This window comes from Amphritea atlantica (genome assembly GCF_018860855.1).
In the GTDB taxonomy this organism is placed as follows: Bacteria; Pseudomonadota; Gammaproteobacteria; order Pseudomonadales; family Balneatricaceae; genus Amphritea; species Amphritea atlantica_A.
The window spans coordinates 59,703-79,045 of sequence record NZ_JAHKQE010000025.1 but is presented as its reverse complement, the minus strand read 5'-3'; the positions used below and the strand labels follow the sequence as shown (position 1 = coordinate 79,045).

General features: G+C 49.2%; 17 protein-coding genes and 1 tRNA gene. 9 read left to right on the top strand and 9 right to left on the bottom strand.

What is annotated here, in order from left to right; genetic code table 11:
- Positions 1-74: 74 nt before the first annotated feature.
- Both ppa and KO512_RS11920 read right to left on the bottom strand, forming a co-directional pair.
- The gene (gene ppa / locus KO512_RS11925) at positions 75-608 is read right to left on the bottom strand and encodes an inorganic diphosphatase (protein WP_215952577.1); all 534 of its coding nucleotides are present in this window, start codon (positions 606-608) and stop codon (positions 75-77) included.
- 112 nt (positions 609-720) lie between these two features.
- Entirely contained in the window at positions 721-1,692 is a 972-nt protein-coding gene (locus KO512_RS11920; RefSeq protein WP_215952576.1) for a class 1 fructose-bisphosphatase, read from the bottom strand.
- 273 nt (positions 1,693-1,965) lie between these two features.
- On the opposite strand from KO512_RS11920, the gene mpl reads away from it, so the two are divergent.
- From mpl to KO512_RS11895, 5 genes are all read left to right on the top strand, one after another.
- Complete coding sequence (mpl, locus tag KO512_RS11915; RefSeq protein WP_215952575.1) at positions 1,966-3,354, top strand: UDP-N-acetylmuramate:L-alanyl-gamma-D-glutamyl-meso-diaminopimelate ligase; 1,389 nt, start codon at positions 1,966-1,968, stop codon at positions 3,352-3,354.
- Positions 3,355-3,365: 11 nt separating this feature from the next.
- Entirely contained in the window at positions 3,366-4,004 is a 639-nt protein-coding gene (locus KO512_RS11910; protein WP_303493540.1) for a flavin prenyltransferase UbiX, read from the top strand.
- Between the two features lie 76 nt (positions 4,005-4,080).
- Complete coding sequence (gene tsaB, locus KO512_RS11905; RefSeq protein WP_215952573.1) at positions 4,081-4,782, top strand: tRNA (adenosine(37)-N6)-threonylcarbamoyltransferase complex dimerization subunit type 1 TsaB; 702 nt, start codon at positions 4,081-4,083, stop codon at positions 4,780-4,782.
- A gap of 105 nt (positions 4,783-4,887) precedes the next feature.
- Positions 4,888-5,691 (top strand): undecaprenyl-diphosphate phosphatase, encoded by an 804-nt coding sequence (locus KO512_RS11900; RefSeq protein WP_215952572.1) that lies wholly within the window; start codon positions 4,888-4,890, stop codon positions 5,689-5,691.
- 41 nt (positions 5,692-5,732) lie between these two features.
- Positions 5,733-6,545 carry a class I SAM-dependent methyltransferase gene (locus KO512_RS11895; protein WP_252734991.1) on the top strand — a complete coding sequence of 271 codons (813 nt, stop codon included), beginning with the start codon at positions 5,733-5,735 and terminating at the stop codon, positions 6,543-6,545.
- 26 nt (positions 6,546-6,571) lie between these two features.
- Here the strand turns inward: KO512_RS11895 and KO512_RS11890 are convergent, their stop codons facing one another.
- The gene (locus KO512_RS11890; protein WP_126158547.1) at positions 6,572-6,781 is read right to left on the bottom strand and encodes a SlyX family protein; all 210 of its coding nucleotides are present in this window, start codon (positions 6,779-6,781) and stop codon (positions 6,572-6,574) included.
- Between the two features lie 200 nt (positions 6,782-6,981).
- Between KO512_RS11890 and KO512_RS20330 the strand changes: the two genes are divergently transcribed.
- Positions 6,982-7,395 carry a cold-shock protein gene (locus KO512_RS20330; protein ID WP_289847239.1) on the top strand — a complete coding sequence of 138 codons (414 nt, stop codon included), beginning with the start codon at positions 6,982-6,984 and terminating at the stop codon, positions 7,393-7,395.
- Positions 7,396-7,477: 82 nt separating this feature from the next.
- Here KO512_RS20330 and KO512_RS11880 read toward each other — a convergent pair whose 3' ends face one another.
- The gene (locus KO512_RS11880) at positions 7,478-8,092 is read right to left on the bottom strand and encodes a DsbA family protein (RefSeq protein WP_215952571.1); all 615 of its coding nucleotides are present in this window, start codon (positions 8,090-8,092) and stop codon (positions 7,478-7,480) included.
- 133 nt (positions 8,093-8,225) lie between these two features.
- Between KO512_RS11880 and KO512_RS11875 the strand changes: the two genes are divergently transcribed.
- Positions 8,226-8,302: transfer RNA gene (locus KO512_RS11875), tRNA-Met, on the top strand.
- Between the two features lie 970 nt (positions 8,303-9,272).
- On the opposite strand, the gene KO512_RS11870 is transcribed toward KO512_RS11875, so the two are convergent.
- A complete protein-coding gene (locus tag KO512_RS11870) occupies positions 9,273-9,947 on the bottom strand; it encodes a cysteine hydrolase family protein (RefSeq protein WP_215952570.1) in 675 nt (224 codons plus the stop codon).
- A 62-nt stretch (positions 9,948-10,009) separates the two neighbouring features.
- Between KO512_RS11870 and KO512_RS11865 the strand changes: the two genes are divergently transcribed.
- On the top strand, positions 10,010-10,783 hold the full coding sequence (locus KO512_RS11865) for a DeoR/GlpR family DNA-binding transcription regulator (RefSeq protein ID WP_215952569.1): 774 nt from the start codon (positions 10,010-10,012) through the stop codon (positions 10,781-10,783).
- Between the two features lie 41 nt (positions 10,784-10,824).
- Here KO512_RS11865 and KO512_RS11860 read toward each other — a convergent pair whose 3' ends face one another.
- On the bottom strand, positions 10,825-12,153 hold the full coding sequence (locus tag KO512_RS11860) for an aspartate aminotransferase family protein (RefSeq protein ID WP_215952568.1): 1,329 nt from the start codon (positions 12,151-12,153) through the stop codon (positions 10,825-10,827).
- Positions 12,154-12,164: 11 nt separating this feature from the next.
- Positions 12,165-13,160 (bottom strand): phosphotransferase enzyme family protein, encoded by a 996-nt coding sequence (locus KO512_RS11855; RefSeq protein ID WP_215952567.1) that lies wholly within the window; start codon positions 13,158-13,160, stop codon positions 12,165-12,167.
- A 367-nt stretch (positions 13,161-13,527) separates the two neighbouring features.
- On the opposite strand from KO512_RS11855, the gene fabG reads away from it, so the two are divergent.
- Positions 13,528-14,307: a 3-oxoacyl-ACP reductase FabG gene (gene fabG / locus KO512_RS11850; RefSeq protein WP_215952566.1), complete on the top strand. Its 780-nt coding sequence runs from the start codon at positions 13,528-13,530 to the stop codon at positions 14,305-14,307.
- A 24-nt stretch (positions 14,308-14,331) separates the two neighbouring features.
- On the opposite strand, the gene KO512_RS11845 is transcribed toward fabG, so the two are convergent.
- Together KO512_RS11845 and KO512_RS11840 are read right to left on the bottom strand one after the other, a co-directional pair.
- The gene (locus tag KO512_RS11845) at positions 14,332-15,384 is read right to left on the bottom strand and encodes a Glu/Leu/Phe/Val dehydrogenase dimerization domain-containing protein (RefSeq protein WP_215952565.1); all 1,053 of its coding nucleotides are present in this window, start codon (positions 15,382-15,384) and stop codon (positions 14,332-14,334) included.
- A 33-nt stretch (positions 15,385-15,417) separates the two neighbouring features.
- A complete protein-coding gene (locus KO512_RS11840) occupies positions 15,418-18,894 on the bottom strand; it encodes an indolepyruvate ferredoxin oxidoreductase family protein (protein ID WP_215952564.1) in 3,477 nt (1,158 codons plus the stop codon).
- Positions 18,895-19,343: the final 449 nt, after the last annotated feature.

Below are 19,343 nucleotides of genomic sequence, written 5' to 3'. Positions count from 1 at the left end.
AAGATAAAGACAAAAGTAAGATATAAAAAAGGCCGATGTATTATGCATCGGCCTTTTTCGTTTCGAGCAGCTAATTACTTAGCGGCTTCGTAAGCTTTTTGCGCTTCGATGATAGCGGCTTTAGCAGCGTCTACGCCTTCCCAGCCTTCAACTTTAACCCATTTGCCTTCTTCCAGACCTTTGTAGTTCTCGAAGAAATGCTTGATGCGGGCTAGCAGAATGTCGGGCAGGTCAGTTACGTCTTGCACGTCTTTGTATGCTTTGCTTAGTTTGTCGTGTGGTACGGCAACGAGTTTAGCATCTTCACCGGCTTCGTCGGTCATGTTCAGCACGCCAACTGGACGGCAACGAATCACAGAGCCAGGTACTACTGGGTAAGGTGTTACTACCAGTACGTCCAGTGCATCGCCATCATCAGCCAGGGTATTGTTGATGTAACCGTAGTTGGCAGGGTAGAACATAGGCGCCGCCATGAAACGGTCAACGAAGATTGCATCAGAATCTTTGTCGATCTCGTATTTAACCGGATCGCTATCCGCTGGAATCTCGATGATTACATTGATGTCGTTTGGCAGATCATTGCCAGCAGGGACTTTTTCAAAGCTCATGTGTCGCCTTCCTGTTTAAGTGTTAAATCTGTTTAGAATTCTAGGGCTGCATTATATACAGCCCTTGATCATAAGTTGAATACGACTTAAAGATCATAAACTGAGAATTCAGTTAGTCCTTAGCGTGATATTTCATCATGGTTTCGACTTCAGCTTTTGAGCCTAGGCCGACGGAAACGCGTTGATGAATTTTTTCTGGCTGAACATCCATGATGTGCCCGTAGCAGGTTGTGCTTAGGCCGCCGGCTTGTTCGATGAGGTAGCTCATTGGATTGCCTTCATACATCAGGCGAAGCTTGCCGGGCTTACTTGGATCGCGGCTATCCCATGGATAGAGAAAGATACCACCACGGGTCAGGATGCGGTGTACTTCTGCCACCATAGATGCAACCCAGCGCATATTGTAGCGTTTGCCCAGCGGACCTTCTTCACCTTGAAGCAGATCCGAGACGTAGGTTTTCATTTCTGGTTCCCAGAAGCGCTGGTTCGACATGTTGATGCCAAACTCCTGCGTGTGTTCAGGGATTTTGACATCCTCTTCGGTAAGAATGAAGTCTCCACCGTGGCTTAGGGTGAACATATGCACCCCATGACCGGTGGTGAGTACCAATACGGCACAAGGGCCGTACAGAACATAGCCGGAAGCTATCTGGTTGCGACCACACTGCATAAAGGCTGCTTCTGAACCACCATCGAGGTGTTTAGGTCTTTCCAAAATAGAAAAGATAGTACCGACAGAAACGTTGACATCGATGTTGGATGAACCATCCAGAGGGTCGAAGGTGACGAGGTATTTACCATCGGGATGACCTGGTACCGGATAGTCTTCTTCTTCTGAAGCGATACCGGCAACCGTTGGGTTATCAAGTAAAACCGCCTTGAGAATATCGTTAGAGATAATATCCAGTTTTTTCTGAGTTTCCCCCTGAACATTAATGCCTTCAGAGGTGCCTAATACCCCTGCCAGAGCACCTTCGCGTAATTTAATGGCGATCTCTTTGCAGGACAGCATCAGGCTGTCAATTAGGTCAATAAGATCATCGGGAGTGTTGTGATGCTTGAGGTACTGGTTCAGCAGTCGCATGTGGCTAAAAAACCTGTGGGATTTGGGGGTTAAAAGTTGTGACAATTTTACGCTGAATTAATTGTTAATTACACCGTTTGCGCGGGGAATTAACGTAAAAAAGAGACAATTGTGTTAATTATGATTTTTTTTGTGATTTTCTTTGTGTTTAGGTTTACGGCGAGGCGATAGCTGCAAAATTATCTGCGGTGAAAAAGAGCATAACGAAACGGGCTTAGCTGTTATCATGCTGACATTATTTTAGAGTGAAAAGCTGATCTGGAGAACCTAACTGTGCATGTTCATATACTGGGAATTTGTGGCACCTTTATGGGCAGTCTGGCGGTGCTGGCGAAAGAATTAGGGCATCACGTAAGTGGTTCGGATGCCAATGTTTATCCGCCGATGAGTACGCAGTTGGAACAGCAGGGTATCCATCTGATTGAAGGCTATGATCCCGCTCAGCTCGATCCTGCGCCGGATATGATTATAGTCGGCAATGCGATGACTCGCGGCAACCCTTGCGTTGAGGCTATGCTGGATCGGGGTTTACCCTACACCTCGGGCCCTCAGTGGTTGTCTGATAATCTGTTACGAGATAAATGGGTACTCGCGGTGGCGGGAACCCATGGCAAAACCACCACCGCCACGATGCTGGCTTGGTTGCTGGAATTTGCAGATATGGCGCCTGGGTTTCTGATTGGGGGAATACCTAAAAACTTTGATCGTTCTGCACGGGTGGGTGAAAGCCCCTTTTTTGTGATCGAAGCCGATGAGTACGACACCGCTTTTTTTGATAAGCGCTCCAAGTTTGTTCATTACCATCCACGTACCTTAGTTCTGAATAATCTTGAATTTGATCATGGGGATATCTTTGATGATCTAGCGGCAATTCAACGACAGTTTCATCATGTGGTTAGAATCGTACCGGCCAATGGCCAGGTGATTATGCCGGCGGGCGTGCCCGCGCTGGATCAGGTGATCGAGCAGGGCTGTTGGACACCGCTAGTGAAAACTTCGGTAGGCCTTGATGGACAACTTAATAATGAGGCGCAGTGGCAGGCGCGCTTGCTGAAGGACGATGGTTCTGAGTTTGAAGTGCTGCATCAGGGCACCGTTGTTGGCACGGTGCGCTGGCAGATGACAGGGCTGCACTCGGTTAATAATGGTCTGATGGCTCTGGTGGCCGCCCGGCATGTAGGGGTGCAAATAGCCCATGGGATTGAGGGGTTGTGCCAATTCGGTGGTGTAAAGCGGCGCATGGAGCTGATTGGTGAGGTAGCGGGTATACGTGTTTATGATGATTTTGCTCATCATCCGACCGCTATCGAAACCACTTTGCAGGGGATTCGCGCGCAGGTAGGTGATGCGCCGGTGATTGCAGTGATCGAGCCACGTTCAAATACCATGCGTATGGGTATTCATCGACAGAAGCTGGCATCTTCGGCCCGACTTGCTGACAAGGTTTATTGGTATCAGCCTGTGGGATTGGAGTGGTCGCTACAGGATGTCATTGATAGTTGCGATAATCCTGCCGTGCTGGCTAGGGATACCGCTGAAATTATTCGTCAGCTAGTGGCTGAAGCAAAACCGGGAAGCCATATTGTTATTATGAGTAATGGCGGATTTGACGGAATTCATCTGCGTTTGATCGACGCCTTACAAAAACAGCACCTAAGCTGATGGAGTTGAACGTGGCAGAGAACGATAAAGAGACCTATAAAGAGCGAATAACCCTCGCTATTACGGGGGCTTCAGGCGCCCAGTATGGATTGCGATTACTCGAGTGCTTGATTGTTGCCCGTTGTCAGGTGCTGGTGATGATCTCAAAGGCAGCGCAAGTGGTGATCGCAACAGAGACCGATGAAGCACTGCCTGGATCAGCAAAAGAGCAGGAAATCTGGTTGACGCAGCGTTTTTCGGCAGCAACAGGGCAGGTGCGTGTTTTTGGTCGAGAGCAGTGGATGGCTCCGGTGGCATCGGGGTCTGGAGCGCCGAGTAAAATGGTGGTCTGCCCCTGTTCAACAGGCACCTTATCTGCTATCGCTACCGGTGCGAGTAACAATCTAATTGAGCGGGCGGCGGATGTTGCCCTTAAAGAGCGTCGTCAATTAATTCTTGTCCCCCGTGAAGCACCTTATTCAGAGATTCACCTTGAACATATGTTGAAACTCACGCGCATGGGGTGTGTGGTGATTCCCGCGAGTCCTGGTTTTTATAACCGACCGCGTACCATTGAAGATATGATTGATTTTGTGGTGGCCCGTATTCTTAATCAGCTGCAGATAGAACAACAGTTGTTACCGCGTTGGGGTGAGGATAGCCTTTCCTGAGCATAGCGCTTAAAATGCAGCGCTTTTGAGACGTAGCTGCGTCAATCTGTTTACTTTGACATACCGGATAATTGAGATGGCCAAAATTCTTGCCCTGGATACATCCACAGATGCCTGTTCTGTTGCGCTGTCTATTGATGGCGAAATTCAGGAAGATTTTCGTATTATTCCTCGCCAACACACCCGTCAGTTATTACCCATGGTCGATGAAATGTTGTCGGCCGCAGGGCTGAAGGTTGCTCAGTTAGATGCGATCGCCTTTGGCCGAGGACCGGGTTCGTTTGCCGGTATTCGTATTGCTACCGGTGCTGCGCAGGGTTTAGCATTTGCGGCTGAGCTACCGGTATTACCTGTCTCAACATTGGCGGCTATCGCCCTGAATGCCGCGCGAGAACACCACGTCGATCGGATTATCAGTACCCTAGATGCGCGTATGAATGAGTTGTATAGCTGTGCCTACGAGATGCGTGATGGCTTGCCAGTGGCGCTAGGGAATGAAACGGTTAGCGCACCCGAGAATATTATTTTACCAGCTGGTGATCGCTGGTTTGCTGCAGGTAAAGGTTGGGTTTATCTCGACAGTATGTCAGCCGAGGTTCAGCAAGCAGTCGGTACGCCGGTATTGGATATCTATCCATCCGCAGGCGTTATGTGTGAGTTGGCGATTGATGCGTTTGCCCGTGGTGAAGGTATTTCCGCCGAGTTAGCGCAACCGGTCTATCTGCGAGATACTATCTCTTGGAAAAAAATAAGCGAGCAAAAAAAGAAAGGCCAGTGAGTCGGATGTTAGAAAGCCGATCTTAGATGAAGCGCCCAGTATTGTTGGCTCATGTGTCATCAGTAAGCGCTTAAATTCACAGTATTATCAGAGGATGTGTTTATCATGGATTGGTTTCAGGTGGTATTTTTGGCTGTGTTGCAAGGAGTGACTGAGTTTCTCCCTATCTCAAGTTCTGCGCATTTGATCTTACCTTCACAGCTATTTGGCTGGACTGATCAGGGATTAGCATTCGACGTAGGGGTACATATTGGCTCTTTAACGGCGGTGATGATCTATTTTCGTCAAGATATTTGGCGAATGATCGCTGCTTGGACCGGTAGCTTAGCAGGACGAGGTAAAAGTACTGATTCTCGCTTGGCTTGGTATGTGATCTGGGCCACCTTACCGGCGGTGGTTGCCGGCTTTATATTTAATTCTGCGATTGATCATTATGGCCGGAATATTTTGATCATCGCTGGGGCTACCCTGATATTTGGCGCGTTGCTCTGGTGGGCTGATTTTAGCCGGACAGAGGTGCGACCGCTGGAGAAAATAACCCTCAGAGATGCAGTGATTATTGGCTTAGCTCAGGCGGTCGCCTTGATTCCGGGGACATCTCGTTCCGGTATTACGATTACAGCAGGACTGATGTTGGGACTAAACCGTCAGTCTGCGGCTCGATTTTCCTTTCTATTGTCGATTCCCGTGATTTTGGGTGCTGGATTGCTGAAAGGATTAGAGCTGGCACAGACGGGGACGCCTGACCAGTTGACCATGGTGCTTAGTGGAGCCGTACTAGCGGCAATCAGCGCCTATGCCTGTATCCATCTATTTCTGCAGTGGTTGGATAAAATTGGTATGTTGCCCTTCGTGATTTACCGGCTGCTACTGGGGTTTGCGTTGCTCGGTGTTTATTTTATTGTCTGATCTTAATATCAGAAATTGATCTCAGAAGTTAAGGTGACGTTTTGATTCAGCAATCTATATCTACTATCCCTGCGGATGTTGGCGTCTGTTATGTGGGTGAAGCGGGACGAGAGGATGCCCAGCTGTTGGCTGAACGGTTAGGGCTGCCGCTGCTGGATCAATATGACCTTAGGGATGTGCAGTTCTCTCAGTTGTTGATTTGTGAAGCCGGTAGCCGACGTTTACAGCAAACCGGTCGTAAAGCACCAGGGCCCGTTTTGGCTGATTTTGTGTCTGGTGCAGTGGCGCATCGCCGTAAATTTGGCGGCGGTAAAGGCCAGATGATTGCCAAGGCGGTCGGTATTAAAGGCGGTGTTCGACCGCAGATAATGGATGTGACGGCGGGGCTAGGTCGGGATAGCTTTGTGCTGGCAACGTTAGGTTGCGAGGTGCAGATGGTCGAGCGTTCGCCGATTATTCATGCATTGCTGGAAAGTGGCTTACAGCAAGCCCAACGGGATGCTGAAGTGGCAGATATCGCCGCACGGATGCAACTGGTGAATGCCGATAGTATCGAGTGGCTGAGTGACCCGCAAACCGTTGCGTGTAAACCGCAAGTTATCTATGTTGACCCTATGTTCCCGCATACGGATAAGTCGGCCTTGGTGAAAAAAGAGATGCGGGTCTTTCGCGATATTGTGGGGGATGATCAGGATTCAGTAGCGCTGCTTGAGCAAGCTTTGAATGTGGCCGAATATCGGGTAGTGGTCAAACGCCCCCGTAAAGCACCTGCGATAGAGGGGCAAGCACCAAGTTATCAGCTCAATGGTAAATCCAGTCGTTACGACATCTACACATTGAAAAGCCTGTCGTAACGTAAGCGTGACGTATTGGTCTTGGCTTAATAGTGTGGCGGCGGTACGTCATCTTCCGGAGCGCTGATTTGGTCTGGCGTAAACTGCTTAACCTGCTGGTGGAGCACTTTAATAATTTGGGTTAAACGGGCAATTTCTGCGCCTTGATTCGCCATCTCTTCACTCATTTTATCGAGCGCGTCTTCTTGAAAAGCGACCCTTGATTCCAGATCTTCGAGTAACTGTTGTTGCTTCATAAATCGTTCATTTCCTCGTGATGATATGCGCTGCGGTAACTAATTAGTCGCAATTATACCTTATTCTGGTGCTGTATCAGTATTTAGGTGGCTAAGCTATTGAAAAAAAGCATAAAACTATGTATATAGAATGGTCTGGGTTCTATTTATCTTGAGCCCTGTTGATATTTAATAACTTTAATTAATTATAAGAGATCTATATGAGTGTTAATCAACTTATACGTAGTGTAGTTGTCAGCGCACTTGCCACTGTAATTATCCTGTTTGTGTTGGGATCATTGCCAGGTGAGGGCGGGTTGCCGATTTTTAATATTGTCGTTGTATTTGCGGTTGTACTGGTTAGCTGTGTTATTACAAGCTTGGGCCTGAGTTCCGGCAGTGAAGAGGAAATAGATGAAAATGATGATCGCGAGTTAGGTACCGTCAAGTGGTTTAATGTGTCTAAGGGGTTTGGCTTTATTACCCGTGAGAATGGAGATGATGTCTTTGTTCATTTTCGCAACATTCGCGGTCGCGGCCATCGTTCGTTGACCGAAGGTCAGAGTGTGCGATTTATAGTGAAAGAGAGCGATAAAGGTTTGCAGGCAGAAGATGTTTCTGTTGCACGTACCTAAGCGAATCTTTGATTAAAAGCGGGAGCCTTGGCTCCCGTTTTTTTATGCCCGCGAAAGACTTATCGCTATCGACTATACCAATTTAGATTAAATTAAGATCTGCACAGCGCTGTAACAAGGCTTCTCGGCTGCAATAACCGGCGCTAATCATCTCCTGTCCATTGTCGGATTGTACGCCTAAGAAAGGAAATCCTTGGACGCCATGTTGCTGACAAAAGCTGAGGTCATCAAAGAGCGTTTGGGCTGTTTTCTCACTGTCCATCTGGGCAATAAACCGTTCGCGATTTAACCCGATCTTTTCCGCCAGATCCGCCAATACTGGAACATCGGAAGGATTCTGTGCTTCTTGGTAGTAGGCTTGCTGAATGGCCTCGGTCATTAGCATGCCACTGCCTGTCGTCATTTGCTCGGCGCTGATGACCGCTCGGCAAGCAGGGTAGGTGGATCTACGGGGTTGGCATTTCTGCCAAAATTCATAGTTAAACTGAGCGCCTGTGCGTTGTTCAATACTGTGCCATGTCTGGGCAATCGCTGTTTGCATCTGTGACGGCATGGGTTGGTCACTGTCGGGTGCTAAACCGCCCATATAGCAAACAACCTTTATCCCTGGACGTAACTGGCTGATCATCTCTTTTAGTTGAGGGTGAAAGGCGTAACACCAGCTACACATAGGGTCCATAACGTAAATCAGCGTCATATAAGGCTCCGCCCAGAAGGCTTCATTAATTGAGGTTTTAGTTATATCAGATAAAAAGACGTAATTAATGATAAATATTGTTTATTTGCATTGCATAAGTACGAATGTGTCAGTAGTATACGCCCCACGTTGATGCGGGGTGGAGCAGCCTGGTAGCTCGTCGGGCTCATAACCCGAAGGTCGTCAGTTCAAATCTGGCCCCCGCTACCACAACGGAAAATCAGGCTAACCGAAAGGTTAGCTTTTTTTTCGCCTGAAATAAGTGAAAAAGCGTCGGGCTCAGCTCTCTATAAAAGCCTAGGAAGGTCATTAGTTCCAGCTTAGCCTCCGCTACCACAACGGAAAATCAGGCTAACCGAAAGGTTGGCTTTTTTTTCGTCTGAAATTTGGCTTGTAGAATATCGTTAGGAAAGCGTCGGGCTCGACTCTTCATAAAAGCTCGGGAAGGTCGTCAGTTCAAATCTGACCCTCGCTACCACAACGGAAAGATAAGCTAATCGAAAGATTGGCTTTTTTTTCGTCTGTAATTTGAGAATACATCATATTGTAAGAAGCGTCGGGCTCGACTCTTCATAAAAGCTCGGGAAGGTCATCAGTTCCAACTTAGCTCCCGCTACCAACGTAATAATTAAAGGTGTATCGAAAGATATGCCTTTTTTTGTGCCTGAAATTTGGCTTGTAGAATATCGTTAGGAAAGCGTCGGGCTCGACTCTTCATAAAAGCTCGGGAAGGTCGTCAGTTCAAATCTGCCCCTCGCTACCACAACGGAAAATCAGGCTAACCGAAAGGTTGGTTTTTTTTCGTCTGAAATTTGGCTTGTAGAATATCGTTAGGAAAGCGTCGGGCTCGGCTTTCTATAAGCTCTCGGGAAGGTCAACAGTTCCAACCTAGCCCCCGTTACCACAACGGAAAGATAAGCTAATCGAAAGATTGGCTTTTTTTTCGTCTGAAATTTGGCTTGTAGAATATCGTTAGGAAAGCGTCGGGCTCGACTCTTCATAAAAGCTCGGGAAGGTCGTCAGTTCACAAGTTGTGCTTAGAGCGCAACTTGCATCAAGGTGCGCAGCACCGAAGCCCAAAGGGGCATAACAGCCTACAGGCTGTTATGAATAGCTCTGCCCCCCGCTACCACAACGGAAAGATAAGCTAATCAAAAGTTCAGCAGTCCAAAGAGTGGATTTACCCGATCATACTGTCGAGGTCTGCTTTGCGGATAACATGACAGTAGATCATATTGATGATTTCTAGTTCTTTTTGGTGGATCTCATCAGTTGCGGCGGCACAACAATCATCAACCACCAGTACTTCAAAGCTTTCATCGGCTAGGCTTCGTACCGTCGATGAGATGCATTGATCGGTAAAAATGCCCGCGACAATGACCTGCTTGATCCCCATATTATGAAGTGTCAGTCGTAGATTGGTGCCGGTGAGGGCTGAGTCTGTGGTCTTTAACACGGTGATTTCATCGCCGATCGGGGAAAGCGCTGAGACAATCTGACTATCTTCACGTGCCTGTGGTAAAAGTAAGTAGTTAAAGCCAGGTTTTTTCTGACTAAGAGAGCGGTCTCTGCCATCCTCTGTTTGGCAAGCGATACGGGCAAAGATGACTTCTATATTATGTTGTCGTGAAAAGGCGATTAACTCGGCGGTGTTAGGGATAACGGTGTTATTCATCCGCTGGAAAAATGGCTGCCAGCGCCGGTTTTCTTGCGTATCGTCTTTCGCCTCAAGGTAGGTGTTCTGTATGTCGACGACCAATAGGGCTGTTTGCTGAGGTTGCAGCTGGATATCTTCTGGTTCCTCTGCGGAGGTATAGTAAAAGGATCGATAGGCTATTTTCCAGTTCCACGTCATTTGTTTCTCCTGAGTAATATCAATATGTTGCACAACTACATAGACTGAGTTAATTTAATTTCATGGTTACCAATAAAAAAACAAAGCGTCAGAAACGCATCATTGAAAAGCTTGGTTTTCAGCCTGGATTGCGTATTACTGAGTTGGCTGAAAAGCTGGGTGTCTCGGCAGAAACTGTTCGTCGGGATCTGGATGAATTGACCGCGCAAGGGATGATCGATCGAACCTACGGCGGTGCTGTGATACGCAAAAATATGCAAGAGCCGGTGTTGAATGAACGTCAGAACTTGATGGTGGAGGAGCGCCAGAAAATTGCCCGCGCCGCCGTGCCTGTTCTGATGGGGGGAAAGCATTTTATGATCGGTTCGGGTGCGACTACCGTGCATCTCGCTAGGCGTATGGCGTACGAGATGAATAATATTACGGTGTTTACGCACTCTTTTGGGGTTGCCACGGTATTGTCGCTGAATCCGACCATTAAAGTGTTGATGGCACCGGGTTGTTATTATGCGCCAGAAGGGGCGTTGCATGGTTCGCAAACCATCCGTTACTTGCAAAATTTCCGCGCTGATTGGGCTATCTTGGGAGCCAGCGGTCTTGATTTGGAAGGCGGTAGCGATGCTGTCATTGAGGCTGGAGAGGTGTATGGTGCGATGATCGCCCGTTCGACCCGCACCATGATTGTGGCGGATCATAGTAAGTTTAATCTGACTTTTGCCGCTAATTATTGTCGTTGGGAGGAAGTGGATGCACTGGTCTCCGATGTGCACCCGACACAAGCATTGGCCGATGTTGTTGAGGCGGCAGGTACATCGGTCGTCACGTTTGATAAGTGAGTCACCGTGTAAGGCGGACGCCTCTGTATATGTCATACAATTCAACTAGGTAGCCTGCCCAGCACTGTTTTTATTGCCTCTATGAAATAATCGGCTTCTTCAAGATTCAGGCATAAAGGTGGACGTATTTTGAGAGTATGGCCATAGGGGCCTGCAGCACCGATTAATACGTGCTCATCACGCAACCCATTGATAACCTGTGTTGCCAGTGACGGGGAAGGCTCGGCCGTAAGTGGGTCGCACAGGTCTAGGCCGATAAATAGACCTGCACCTCGAACTTCACCGATACGTAAGTCAGTTTCACTCAGCTTGGTGAGTTGCTGTTTTAGGTAGCCACCAATATTTTTTGCATTCGCTTGCAAGCCCTCCTGTTCGATAACATCCATAACGGCCATCGCTGCTGCCGCGGCGGCGGGTGTGCCTCCAAAAGTATTGAAATAGCCTACATCGTGACAAAACGTTTCCAAAAGGTCTGGTTTGACCACCAGAGCGGCGACTGGGTAGCCATTGCCCATCGGCTTTCCCATGGTAACCATATCGGGTATCACGTTATGCCGCTGGAAACCCCAAAAGCAGTCACCGGTGCGGCCAAAGCCGGGTTGTACTTCATCGGCGATATAGAGACCTCCCGCTTGGTGTATGGTCTCGATGGCGGGCTTTAAGAATCCGGCGGGATCACTAAACACCCCATCACTGGAAAAAATAGAATCGCACAGTAGTGCGGCAATGCCATAACCCCTCGTCTTTAAGAGTGCTATAGCTTCTACTACGGCTTGATTAAAGCCTGTTTCAACATCATTACCAAAGGCGGCGGTACAGGGGGCAGGCACTGTTACTACGTAATCGGGGCAGGAGCCGTTTTTAAGCGCGGAAGGCGACACCTGTGTGACATATTCTGTATTGCCGTGGTAAGCGGTCGAGGTGACGATAAAACCTTGAGAGCCGGTATTGGCTTTCGCGATGCGCATGGCTAGATCATTGGCTTCGCTGCCGCTACAGGTCATCACGACATTTTTTAATGCCGATGGCAGAGTCGACTTTAGTTTTTCCAGATAGCTTTCGGTGACATCACTCAGGTAGCGAGAGTTGGTGTTGAGTGTTGCTAGTTGTTTGGCAATTGCCGCAGACACCTTTGGGTGGCAATGACCAACAGAGGGCACATTATTATAAAAATCAAGATAGCGAACGCCGGCGGCATCCGTCATCCAGCAGCCGCTGGCGGATACCATCTCTATGGGTTGTTTATAGAACAATACTGAGGCGGCGCCGATATTCTCGGTACGCCGTTTTAGCAGAGGGTTGGCGATAGTTTCCTGATTTCTGGCATCGAAGGCATTCATATCCAGAATGCCACGTTTATTATTCGACATGCGCTTTACCACTATTGATGACTAGAGATGTATTGTGCCGCCATATCGACGGTGACAGCAGTGAATTCGGTACCCAGCTCTTGGGCTGTAGGTGTTTCACTATGACTGGCGAGCCAGGCTGTTAACAACACGCGGCGTAAAAGAATAAAGGTTGGAAACATCGCTTCATCGACGGCTGAAAGCGGGCGGTGGTTACGGTAACCTTGAATCCAGGCCGATTGCAGGCTGGGTACAAGAGGATCGTCCTCTATAAAACTGATGGCTGCAGCAAAGTCATACATAAACCAACTGAGGCCGCAATCATCGAAGTCAATCACCCCTAAGCGGTTACCGTCGACCAGTAGGTTGGCTAGCCGCAAATCGGCATGTACTAGGCCAAAGCGACGATCTCCCATACCGTATGCTTCGAGTTGATGGCGGATAATCAAGCAGGCTTCTTCGATAGTTTGTCGGCCGGACTCAGTCAGGCCAGCAGCGGCGCGCCAATCACCCCATAAGGGGCTGGCACCTAACATGGTGTCGAAGTTCCACGTTTTGCGGACAAAGGTAACTGGCCGAACCCAGTTTTGTGAATGATTGTGCAGCTTGGCGCTAATGCTCCCCAGTTGCTGAAAGCCATTGATGAGTTCGGAGTCGGTGGAGGGTTCTTTTCCCGACATAAAACTGAAGGCAACCACATCACGTATTTCATTGTTAGTGCTAAATGAAGCAATAGCGGTCCCCGCCTGTGTAGCGATTGGCTTAGGCGTTTCTACAATCTCTTGCTGTCTTAGATCATTAATCCATAACAGTTCTGACTGAATCTCCTCTCGGGTGTGATAGCCCGGGCGATGAACTCGTAGTATGAGCTGCTTATCTTGTGTCGGGTCATAGGCTAAACAGGTCATATTTTCCGAGATGGTTAATAGTCGTACTTCAGTCTGATTAGATAAACCCCATTCACCGACCAAGCTCTGAGTCCCACGAAGCAGCTCATCCAGTAATTGATCGTCATATAAACCACTCATAAAGGGTTTCTCCTGGGGCTATTGTTTGATTATTGTTGTTGAAGGTTAAACATAAAATGTTTGACTTACAACATTTATTGATGCAATTTGTGTGTACTTGATCAAAATGTAGCCTGATTTGTTGCAGTGTAACCCATTGCATTTGAATCCTGAGAATTGATAAGAGGGATAGACAATGAAACTTTCTAGAAGACGGAATGGTTATACGCCAAGATGGTGTCTGGTTATTCACCACTGGTGCCGACGGTCGGTATCTTGACGGTGCTTTCTTCCGCCTTGGTGTTAGCGATTGCACTGATAGCGCCCTCTGTGCCGGCGTTTTTAGCACGTTTTAAAAAGACAAATACCCCTTAAGGAGATGAGTGATATGTTAACTTCTATCGCAGGGAAAACCTGTATTGTAACCGGTGCATCGAAAGGTATTGGTAAAGGCATTGCTCACGTTTTTGCCGCACAAGGGGCAAAGGTGATGATCGTTGCTCGTGGAGAAGCCGACGCGGCAAGCGCCGTTAAAGAGATTGTGGCGGCAGGCGGCGAGGCCGACTACTGTTGTTGCGATATGTCTGAATGGAGCCAGGTTGAAGCGATGTTCGCTAAGACTGCTGAGGTGTTTGGTAGTGTCGATATCGTTTGTGCTAACGCCGGTATTTTTCCACAGGTGAAAATTGCCGATATGAACCCAGACGATTGGGATCATGTGATGTCGACTAATTTGAAAAGCACATTTCTGACGGTGAAAGCGGCAATCCCTTATTTTGAAAAAGCAGGTGAGGGGCGAGTGGTGGTTACTTCATCCATTACGGGCCCTGTCACTGGATTTCCTGGTTGGTCTCATTATGGCGCATCAAAAGCTGGGCAGTTGGGCTTTATAAAAACCGCCGCGATGGAGCTGTCACGCTATAACACCACCATCAATGCGGTAATGCCTGGCAATATCTATACGGAGGGTTTGCAGGGGTTAGGGCAGGATTATCTGGATACCATGGCTGCGTCTATTCCACTGAAACGACTGGGAACCGTCGAGGATATTGCTAATGCGGCACTGTTCTTTGCCTCTAAAGAAGCGGCGTATATTACTGGTCAACAGATCATTGTTGATGGCGGACAGATTTTACCTGAATCGTTGGAAGCGATTGCTGAGATCTGATGGGCTAGATAGAAGCTGACAGCGTTATTTTTTGAAGCGCTCCTCCGCTAGGGTGTTTGCGATTTCTCCGGTAGGGCGTTGTTGTTCGTTAGCGCGATTAAAAATCTCGCTGAGAGTATCGTCAATCGTTTCGATATGAGCACGCACTTTGTTGTGATCATGGCCGATACGATCATGGAAAATATCGATAATACCACCGGCATTCAGCACGTAATCGGGTGCATAGAGAATGCCTCGTTCACGCAACATCTGATCATGGCGCGGTGCGGCCAATTGATTATTAGCCGCGCCTGCTACAACACGGGCTTTGATCTGTGGAATAGCGTCATCGTTGAGCACTGCACCGAGTGCACAGGGCGCAATAACATCCACATCTAGCGACAAAATCTCACTTTGTGCCACCGGTGTAGCGCCAAATTGCTGCACCGCCCGTTGTCTCTGTTCTGGGTGGATATCGGTGACATAGAGCTCTGCGCCAGCGTGGTGTAGATACTCCGCCAGCCGATAACCGACATTACCGATTCCTTGAATGGCGACTTTAAGGCCGTTCAGTTCAGTGCGGCCTAGTTGATGGCGCACCGCCGTTTTTAAACCGATAAAGGTGCCATAGGCAGTGGCAGGTGAAGGATCGCCGTTACTCGTTTGACCATCGATACCTAAGTGCGCGGTGATACCGGCCACGTTGTGGGTATGTTGTGCCATGACTTGCAGGTCGGCGACAGAGGTTCCCGAGTCTTCAGCGGCAATATACTGATGCCCAGTGCGTTCAAGAAAACGCCCCATCGCGGCTAACAGATCCGCCGTTTTATGCTGGCGCGGATCGCCGATAATGACGGATTTACCGCCGCCGAGATCTAGGTTGGCGAGGGCTGATTTATAGGTCATTCCCCGGGATAGGCGCAGTACGTCGTTGAGGGCTTCCGCGTCCGAGCGGTAGTTCCACATGCGACAGCCACCTAGCGCTGGGCCGCGATGGGTATTATGGATAGCGATAATCGCTTTTAGACCAGTTATTTTGTCGTGGCAGAAGACCACCTGTTCGTGGTTATCAAATTCGGTATGACTAAAAACAGACATAACGGTTTTCCTGAAGCTGCTGAGTGTTGATGTTTAAACCGCGACCTGCGACGGTGTGCTGTCCAGTTGGCGAATGCGTCCTAATAGTTGCTGGCGGGTCTGCTGTGCTTTTTCGTAGGCGGCATCTTTCACCGGGCCATAGCCACGAATAACGGCGGGCAGTCGAGCCAGTTCAACGGCATCCTGAAGATTATCAACACAAATGTTGTTAATGATGTCGGCGATATCCTGTTCATATTCACGGATTAAACGTCGTTCGAGGCGGCGGTCGGCGCTGTAACTAAAGATATCCAGCGGTGTGCCTCGCAGGGTTTTGGCGCGTGCGAGCAGACGGAACAGCGGTAGGATTTTTTCGCTGAAGGTTTGTTTGCGAGGACGGCCCGTGGCGCTATTAATACGTGAGATCAGCGGTGGAGCTAGATTGAATTCCAGTTTGAAATCGCCTTCAAACTGGTTTTCTAGCTGTTGTCTGAAATCGGAGGATGTGAGCAAGCGCGCCACTTCATATTCATCTTTATAGGCCAGCACTTTGGCGTAGTTTTCAGCGACGGCTAGGCTCAGTGAGTGGCCTTTCCCTAGGCTTTTTTCAGCATCACTGACCTGTTTGACCAGCGTTGCATAGCGTTTTGCCAGTGCGGCATTTTGATACTGTTGCAGGTGCTCAGTTTCTCGGCTGACCAGTTCATCGAGTCCAGGCATCATCTTGACCGGCTCGATATTAGTTGCTGGGGTGGCGATCTGCTCAACCTGTTGCAGATTATGGGCGGCACGACGTCCCCATAACAGCGCTTGTTTATTCGCGTCTACCGCAACACCGTTCAGTTCGATAGCCTGTTCGATGGATGCCAGTGTTAATGGGATCAACCCTTGCTGCCAAGCATAGCCGATGCAAAACAGGTTAACCGCCATGCCGTCACCGAGTAGATTGGTGGCGAGGGTGGTGGCATCGAGGCAGAAACTGCTCTGCGGCTTAGCGGTATCACGAATGACCTGTTCCATCGCCGTGCTGGGAACCTGTACATCAGGATCTCGGGTGAAGGCGGCAGGCATGGTTTCATGGGTGTTGATAACCACTTGGCTACGAGCGCGGTCGAGCTTGCCGAGAGCTTCTTCGCTGGCACCGACCATCAAATCAAAACCAATCATCAGATCGGTCTCACCGGCAGGGATGCGCACGGTATGGATCTGCTCTTGAGTGTCGGCAATGCGGATGTGACTCATGACGGCGCCAAATTTCTGGGCTAGACCGATCTGATCCAATACCCCTGCACCTTTACCTTCTATATGTGACGCCATACCGAGTAATGCGCTGACCGTAACCACGCCGGTGCCACCTACGCCGGTGAGGAGAATGTTATAGGGCGTAGAGCATTGAGGGAGCTGTGGGGTGGGCAGTTCCGGGAAACTGCTGAGCTTGCCTAAAGGTTCCGGTTTGCGCAACTTGCCGCCCTTGACAGTGACAAAGCTGGGGCAAAAACCACGCACACAACTGAAGTCTTTATTACAGGCGGATTGATCGATCGCCCGCTTACGGCCACGGCTGGTTTCTTTGGGCAGCAACGATAGGCAGTTAGATTGCACGCCGCAATCGCCACAACCTTCACAGACATCCTGATTAATGACGACTCGTTTTTGCGGATCGGTTAACTCTCCGCGCTTACGGCGACGACGTTTTTCGGCGGCACAGGTTTGATCGTAGACCATGGCCGTACAGCCGGGAATATCACGTAACTCTAGTTGAACCTGTTGTAAGTCATCCCGATGGTGAAAGGTAACGCCTTCAGCAAAGGCAGAACGGCTAGGGTATTTATCCGGTTCATCACTGACAACGGCGATGCGGTGTACCCCTTCGCCATAGAGCTGATGGGTAATCTGTTGTACGGTGAGCTGACCATCGATCGGTTGGCCGCCCGTCATGGCGACGGCATCGTTATAGAGCACCTTATAGGTGATATTGGCTTTAGAGGCGATCGCGGCTCTGATGGCTAATAAGCCTGAGTGGAAATAGGTGCCATCGCCGAGGTTTTGGAATACATGATTGTTGTCGGTAAAGGGGGCTTGGCCTATCCACGTTGCGCCTTCGCCGCCCATTTGGGTGAACGTATCGGTGCCGCGATCCATCCACGTGGCCATGTAATGACAGCCGATGCCGCCGAGAGCACGACTGCCCTCAGGTACAACGGTCGAGGTGTTGTGCGGGCAGCCAGAACAAAAGTGAGGCGTACGCTCTAGCAGTGCCCGAGGCTGTGACAACTCATATTCTTTCTCTGTCAGGAACGCGAGCCGGTGGCGGATCTGCTCACTGTTATAAAAGGGTGCGATACGGGCGGCAATCGCGCGGGCAATCATCGCTGGGGTCAGTTCGCCGAGGCTGGTGAGTAATTCATTGCCGAGCGCATCTTTTTTACCAACCACGGTTGGGCGAGCGCTTTGGTGGCGGTCTTGCCAGCTGTAGAGTTGTTCTTTGAGTTGATCCTCAATCAGGCCTCGCTTCTCTTCGATCACTAAGATTTCATCTAAACCATCGGCAAATTCATAGATGCCCTCGGGTTCTAGCGGCCAAGGCATTGCGATCTTATACAGACGGATGCCGAGTTCGGCCGCTTGCTGGTGGTTGATACCTAGATCTTCCAATGCCTGTAAAACATCCAGATAGGATTTGCCGGTGGTGACAATGCCAAAACGAGGCTGCGGAGTATCAATAATGATTTTGTCTAATCGGTTATGGCGGCAAAATGCTTGAGCGGCACGAATTTTATAGCGATGCAAGCGCTCTTCCTGCTGCATGGGTTTGTCGGGCCAGCGGGCATTGAGGCCATCAGCCGGTAGCTCGAAATCTTCAGGAATACTGATGGCTAGGCGATCATGATCAAGGTTCGCTGAGATGGCGGAGTCCATCACTTCAGCGAGTGCCTTTAAACCAACCCAGCAGCCGCTATAGCGTGACATTGCCCAGCCGTATAGGCCGTAATCCAGCATCTCTTGAATCCCAGCGGGGTAAAGCACCGGAATCATCGCATCCATAAAGGCATAATCGCTTTGGTGTGGCAGAGTCGAGGATTTACAGGCATGGTCGTCACCGGCAATCGCTAGCACGCCACCATATTGTGAGGTGCCAAAGGCGTTAGCATGCTTCAATACATCACCGGTACGATCGACACCGGGGCCTTTGCCATACCAGAGGCCAAACACGCCATCGTAGCGGGCACCTTCAAACACATTAACCTGTTGAGACCCCCAGACCGCGGTTGCACCAAGATCTTCATTAACTCCCGGTTGAAAGACGATATTAGCGGCATTCAGGTGATCGCGTATCTGCCACAAGGTTTTGTCAAAGTTACCTAGCGGTGAACCGCGATAACCCGAGATAAATCCGGCGGTGTTATGACCCGCTTTTTTATCGCGTGCAGCTTGTAACATAGGTAGACGGGCGAGTGCCTGACTTCCGGTGAGATATACCCGACCGGATTGCTTTTCCCACTTGTCTTGCAGAGAGACGGAATTTTTCATGCGCATAGCTCCACGTTCTGAACGGCACTGGTCTGTGTTTCGTTGCAGAACGAATCAGAAAAGAGATAAACAGATCAGCGGTGAATCAGATGCTGGCCGGAAAACGATATTGATTATGGGGAATCGGTTTGATCGTCGAGTAGGGTGCGTTGGAATAGGTTATCGCAGAAGGCAAAGCAGATTGGCACAGCTGGGTGCGCCGAAAAGAGTGGCGGTTAGTCATGATGATTACCTTTAACCTTCGCTGGATCACAGCTAGGTATATATATTGTTGTTATTTTACCGGGGATAAGCCGGTTGGTATTTTTAGGCTCTAATGTCACCCTTCTGAGGTGAACTTTGGCTAAACATTAGTCTGGGTTTTGGGGCAAGTCAACCAAGGAAATGATCTGAGATATGGGTGATATGTAAAATTAAAGCTATATAAATCGATATATGCAGAAAATTTC

Excerpts from the sequence above, each read along its gene's own strand:
- ppa (WP_215952577.1), bottom strand. The coding sequence starts at position 608 with ATGAGCTTTGAAAAAGTCCCTGCTGGCAATGATCTGCCAAACGACATC.
- KO512_RS11920 (WP_215952576.1), bottom strand. The coding sequence starts at position 1,692 with ATGCGACTGCTGAACCAGTACCTCAAGCATCACAACACTCCCGATGAT.
- tsaB (WP_215952573.1), top strand. The coding sequence starts at position 4,081 with ATGGCCAAAATTCTTGCCCTGGATACATCCACAGATGCCTGTTCTGTT.
- KO512_RS11900 (WP_215952572.1), top strand. The coding sequence starts at position 4,888 with ATGGATTGGTTTCAGGTGGTATTTTTGGCTGTGTTGCAAGGAGTGACT.
- KO512_RS11890 (WP_126158547.1), bottom strand. The coding sequence starts at position 6,781 with ATGAAGCAACAACAGTTACTCGAAGATCTGGAATCAAGGGTCGCTTTT.
- KO512_RS20330 (WP_289847239.1), top strand. The coding sequence starts at position 6,982 with ATGAGTGTTAATCAACTTATACGTAGTGTAGTTGTCAGCGCACTTGCC.
- KO512_RS11880 (WP_215952571.1), bottom strand. The coding sequence starts at position 8,092 with ATGACGCTGATTTACGTTATGGACCCTATGTGTAGCTGGTGTTACGCC.
- KO512_RS11870 (WP_215952570.1), bottom strand. The coding sequence starts at position 9,947 with ATGACGTGGAACTGGAAAATAGCCTATCGATCCTTTTACTATACCTCC.
- KO512_RS11865 (WP_215952569.1), top strand. The coding sequence starts at position 10,010 with ATGGTTACCAATAAAAAAACAAAGCGTCAGAAACGCATCATTGAAAAG.
- KO512_RS11860 (WP_215952568.1), bottom strand. The coding sequence starts at position 12,153 with ATGTCGAATAATAAACGTGGCATTCTGGATATGAATGCCTTCGATGCC.
- KO512_RS11855 (WP_215952567.1), bottom strand. The coding sequence starts at position 13,160 with ATGAGTGGTTTATATGACGATCAATTACTGGATGAGCTGCTTCGTGGG.
- fabG (WP_215952566.1), top strand. The coding sequence starts at position 13,528 with ATGTTAACTTCTATCGCAGGGAAAACCTGTATTGTAACCGGTGCATCG.
- KO512_RS11845 (WP_215952565.1), bottom strand. The coding sequence starts at position 15,384 with ATGTCTGTTTTTAGTCATACCGAATTTGATAACCACGAACAGGTGGTC.
- KO512_RS11840 (WP_215952564.1), bottom strand. The coding sequence starts at position 18,894 with ATGAAAAATTCCGTCTCTCTGCAAGACAAGTGGGAAAAGCAATCCGGT.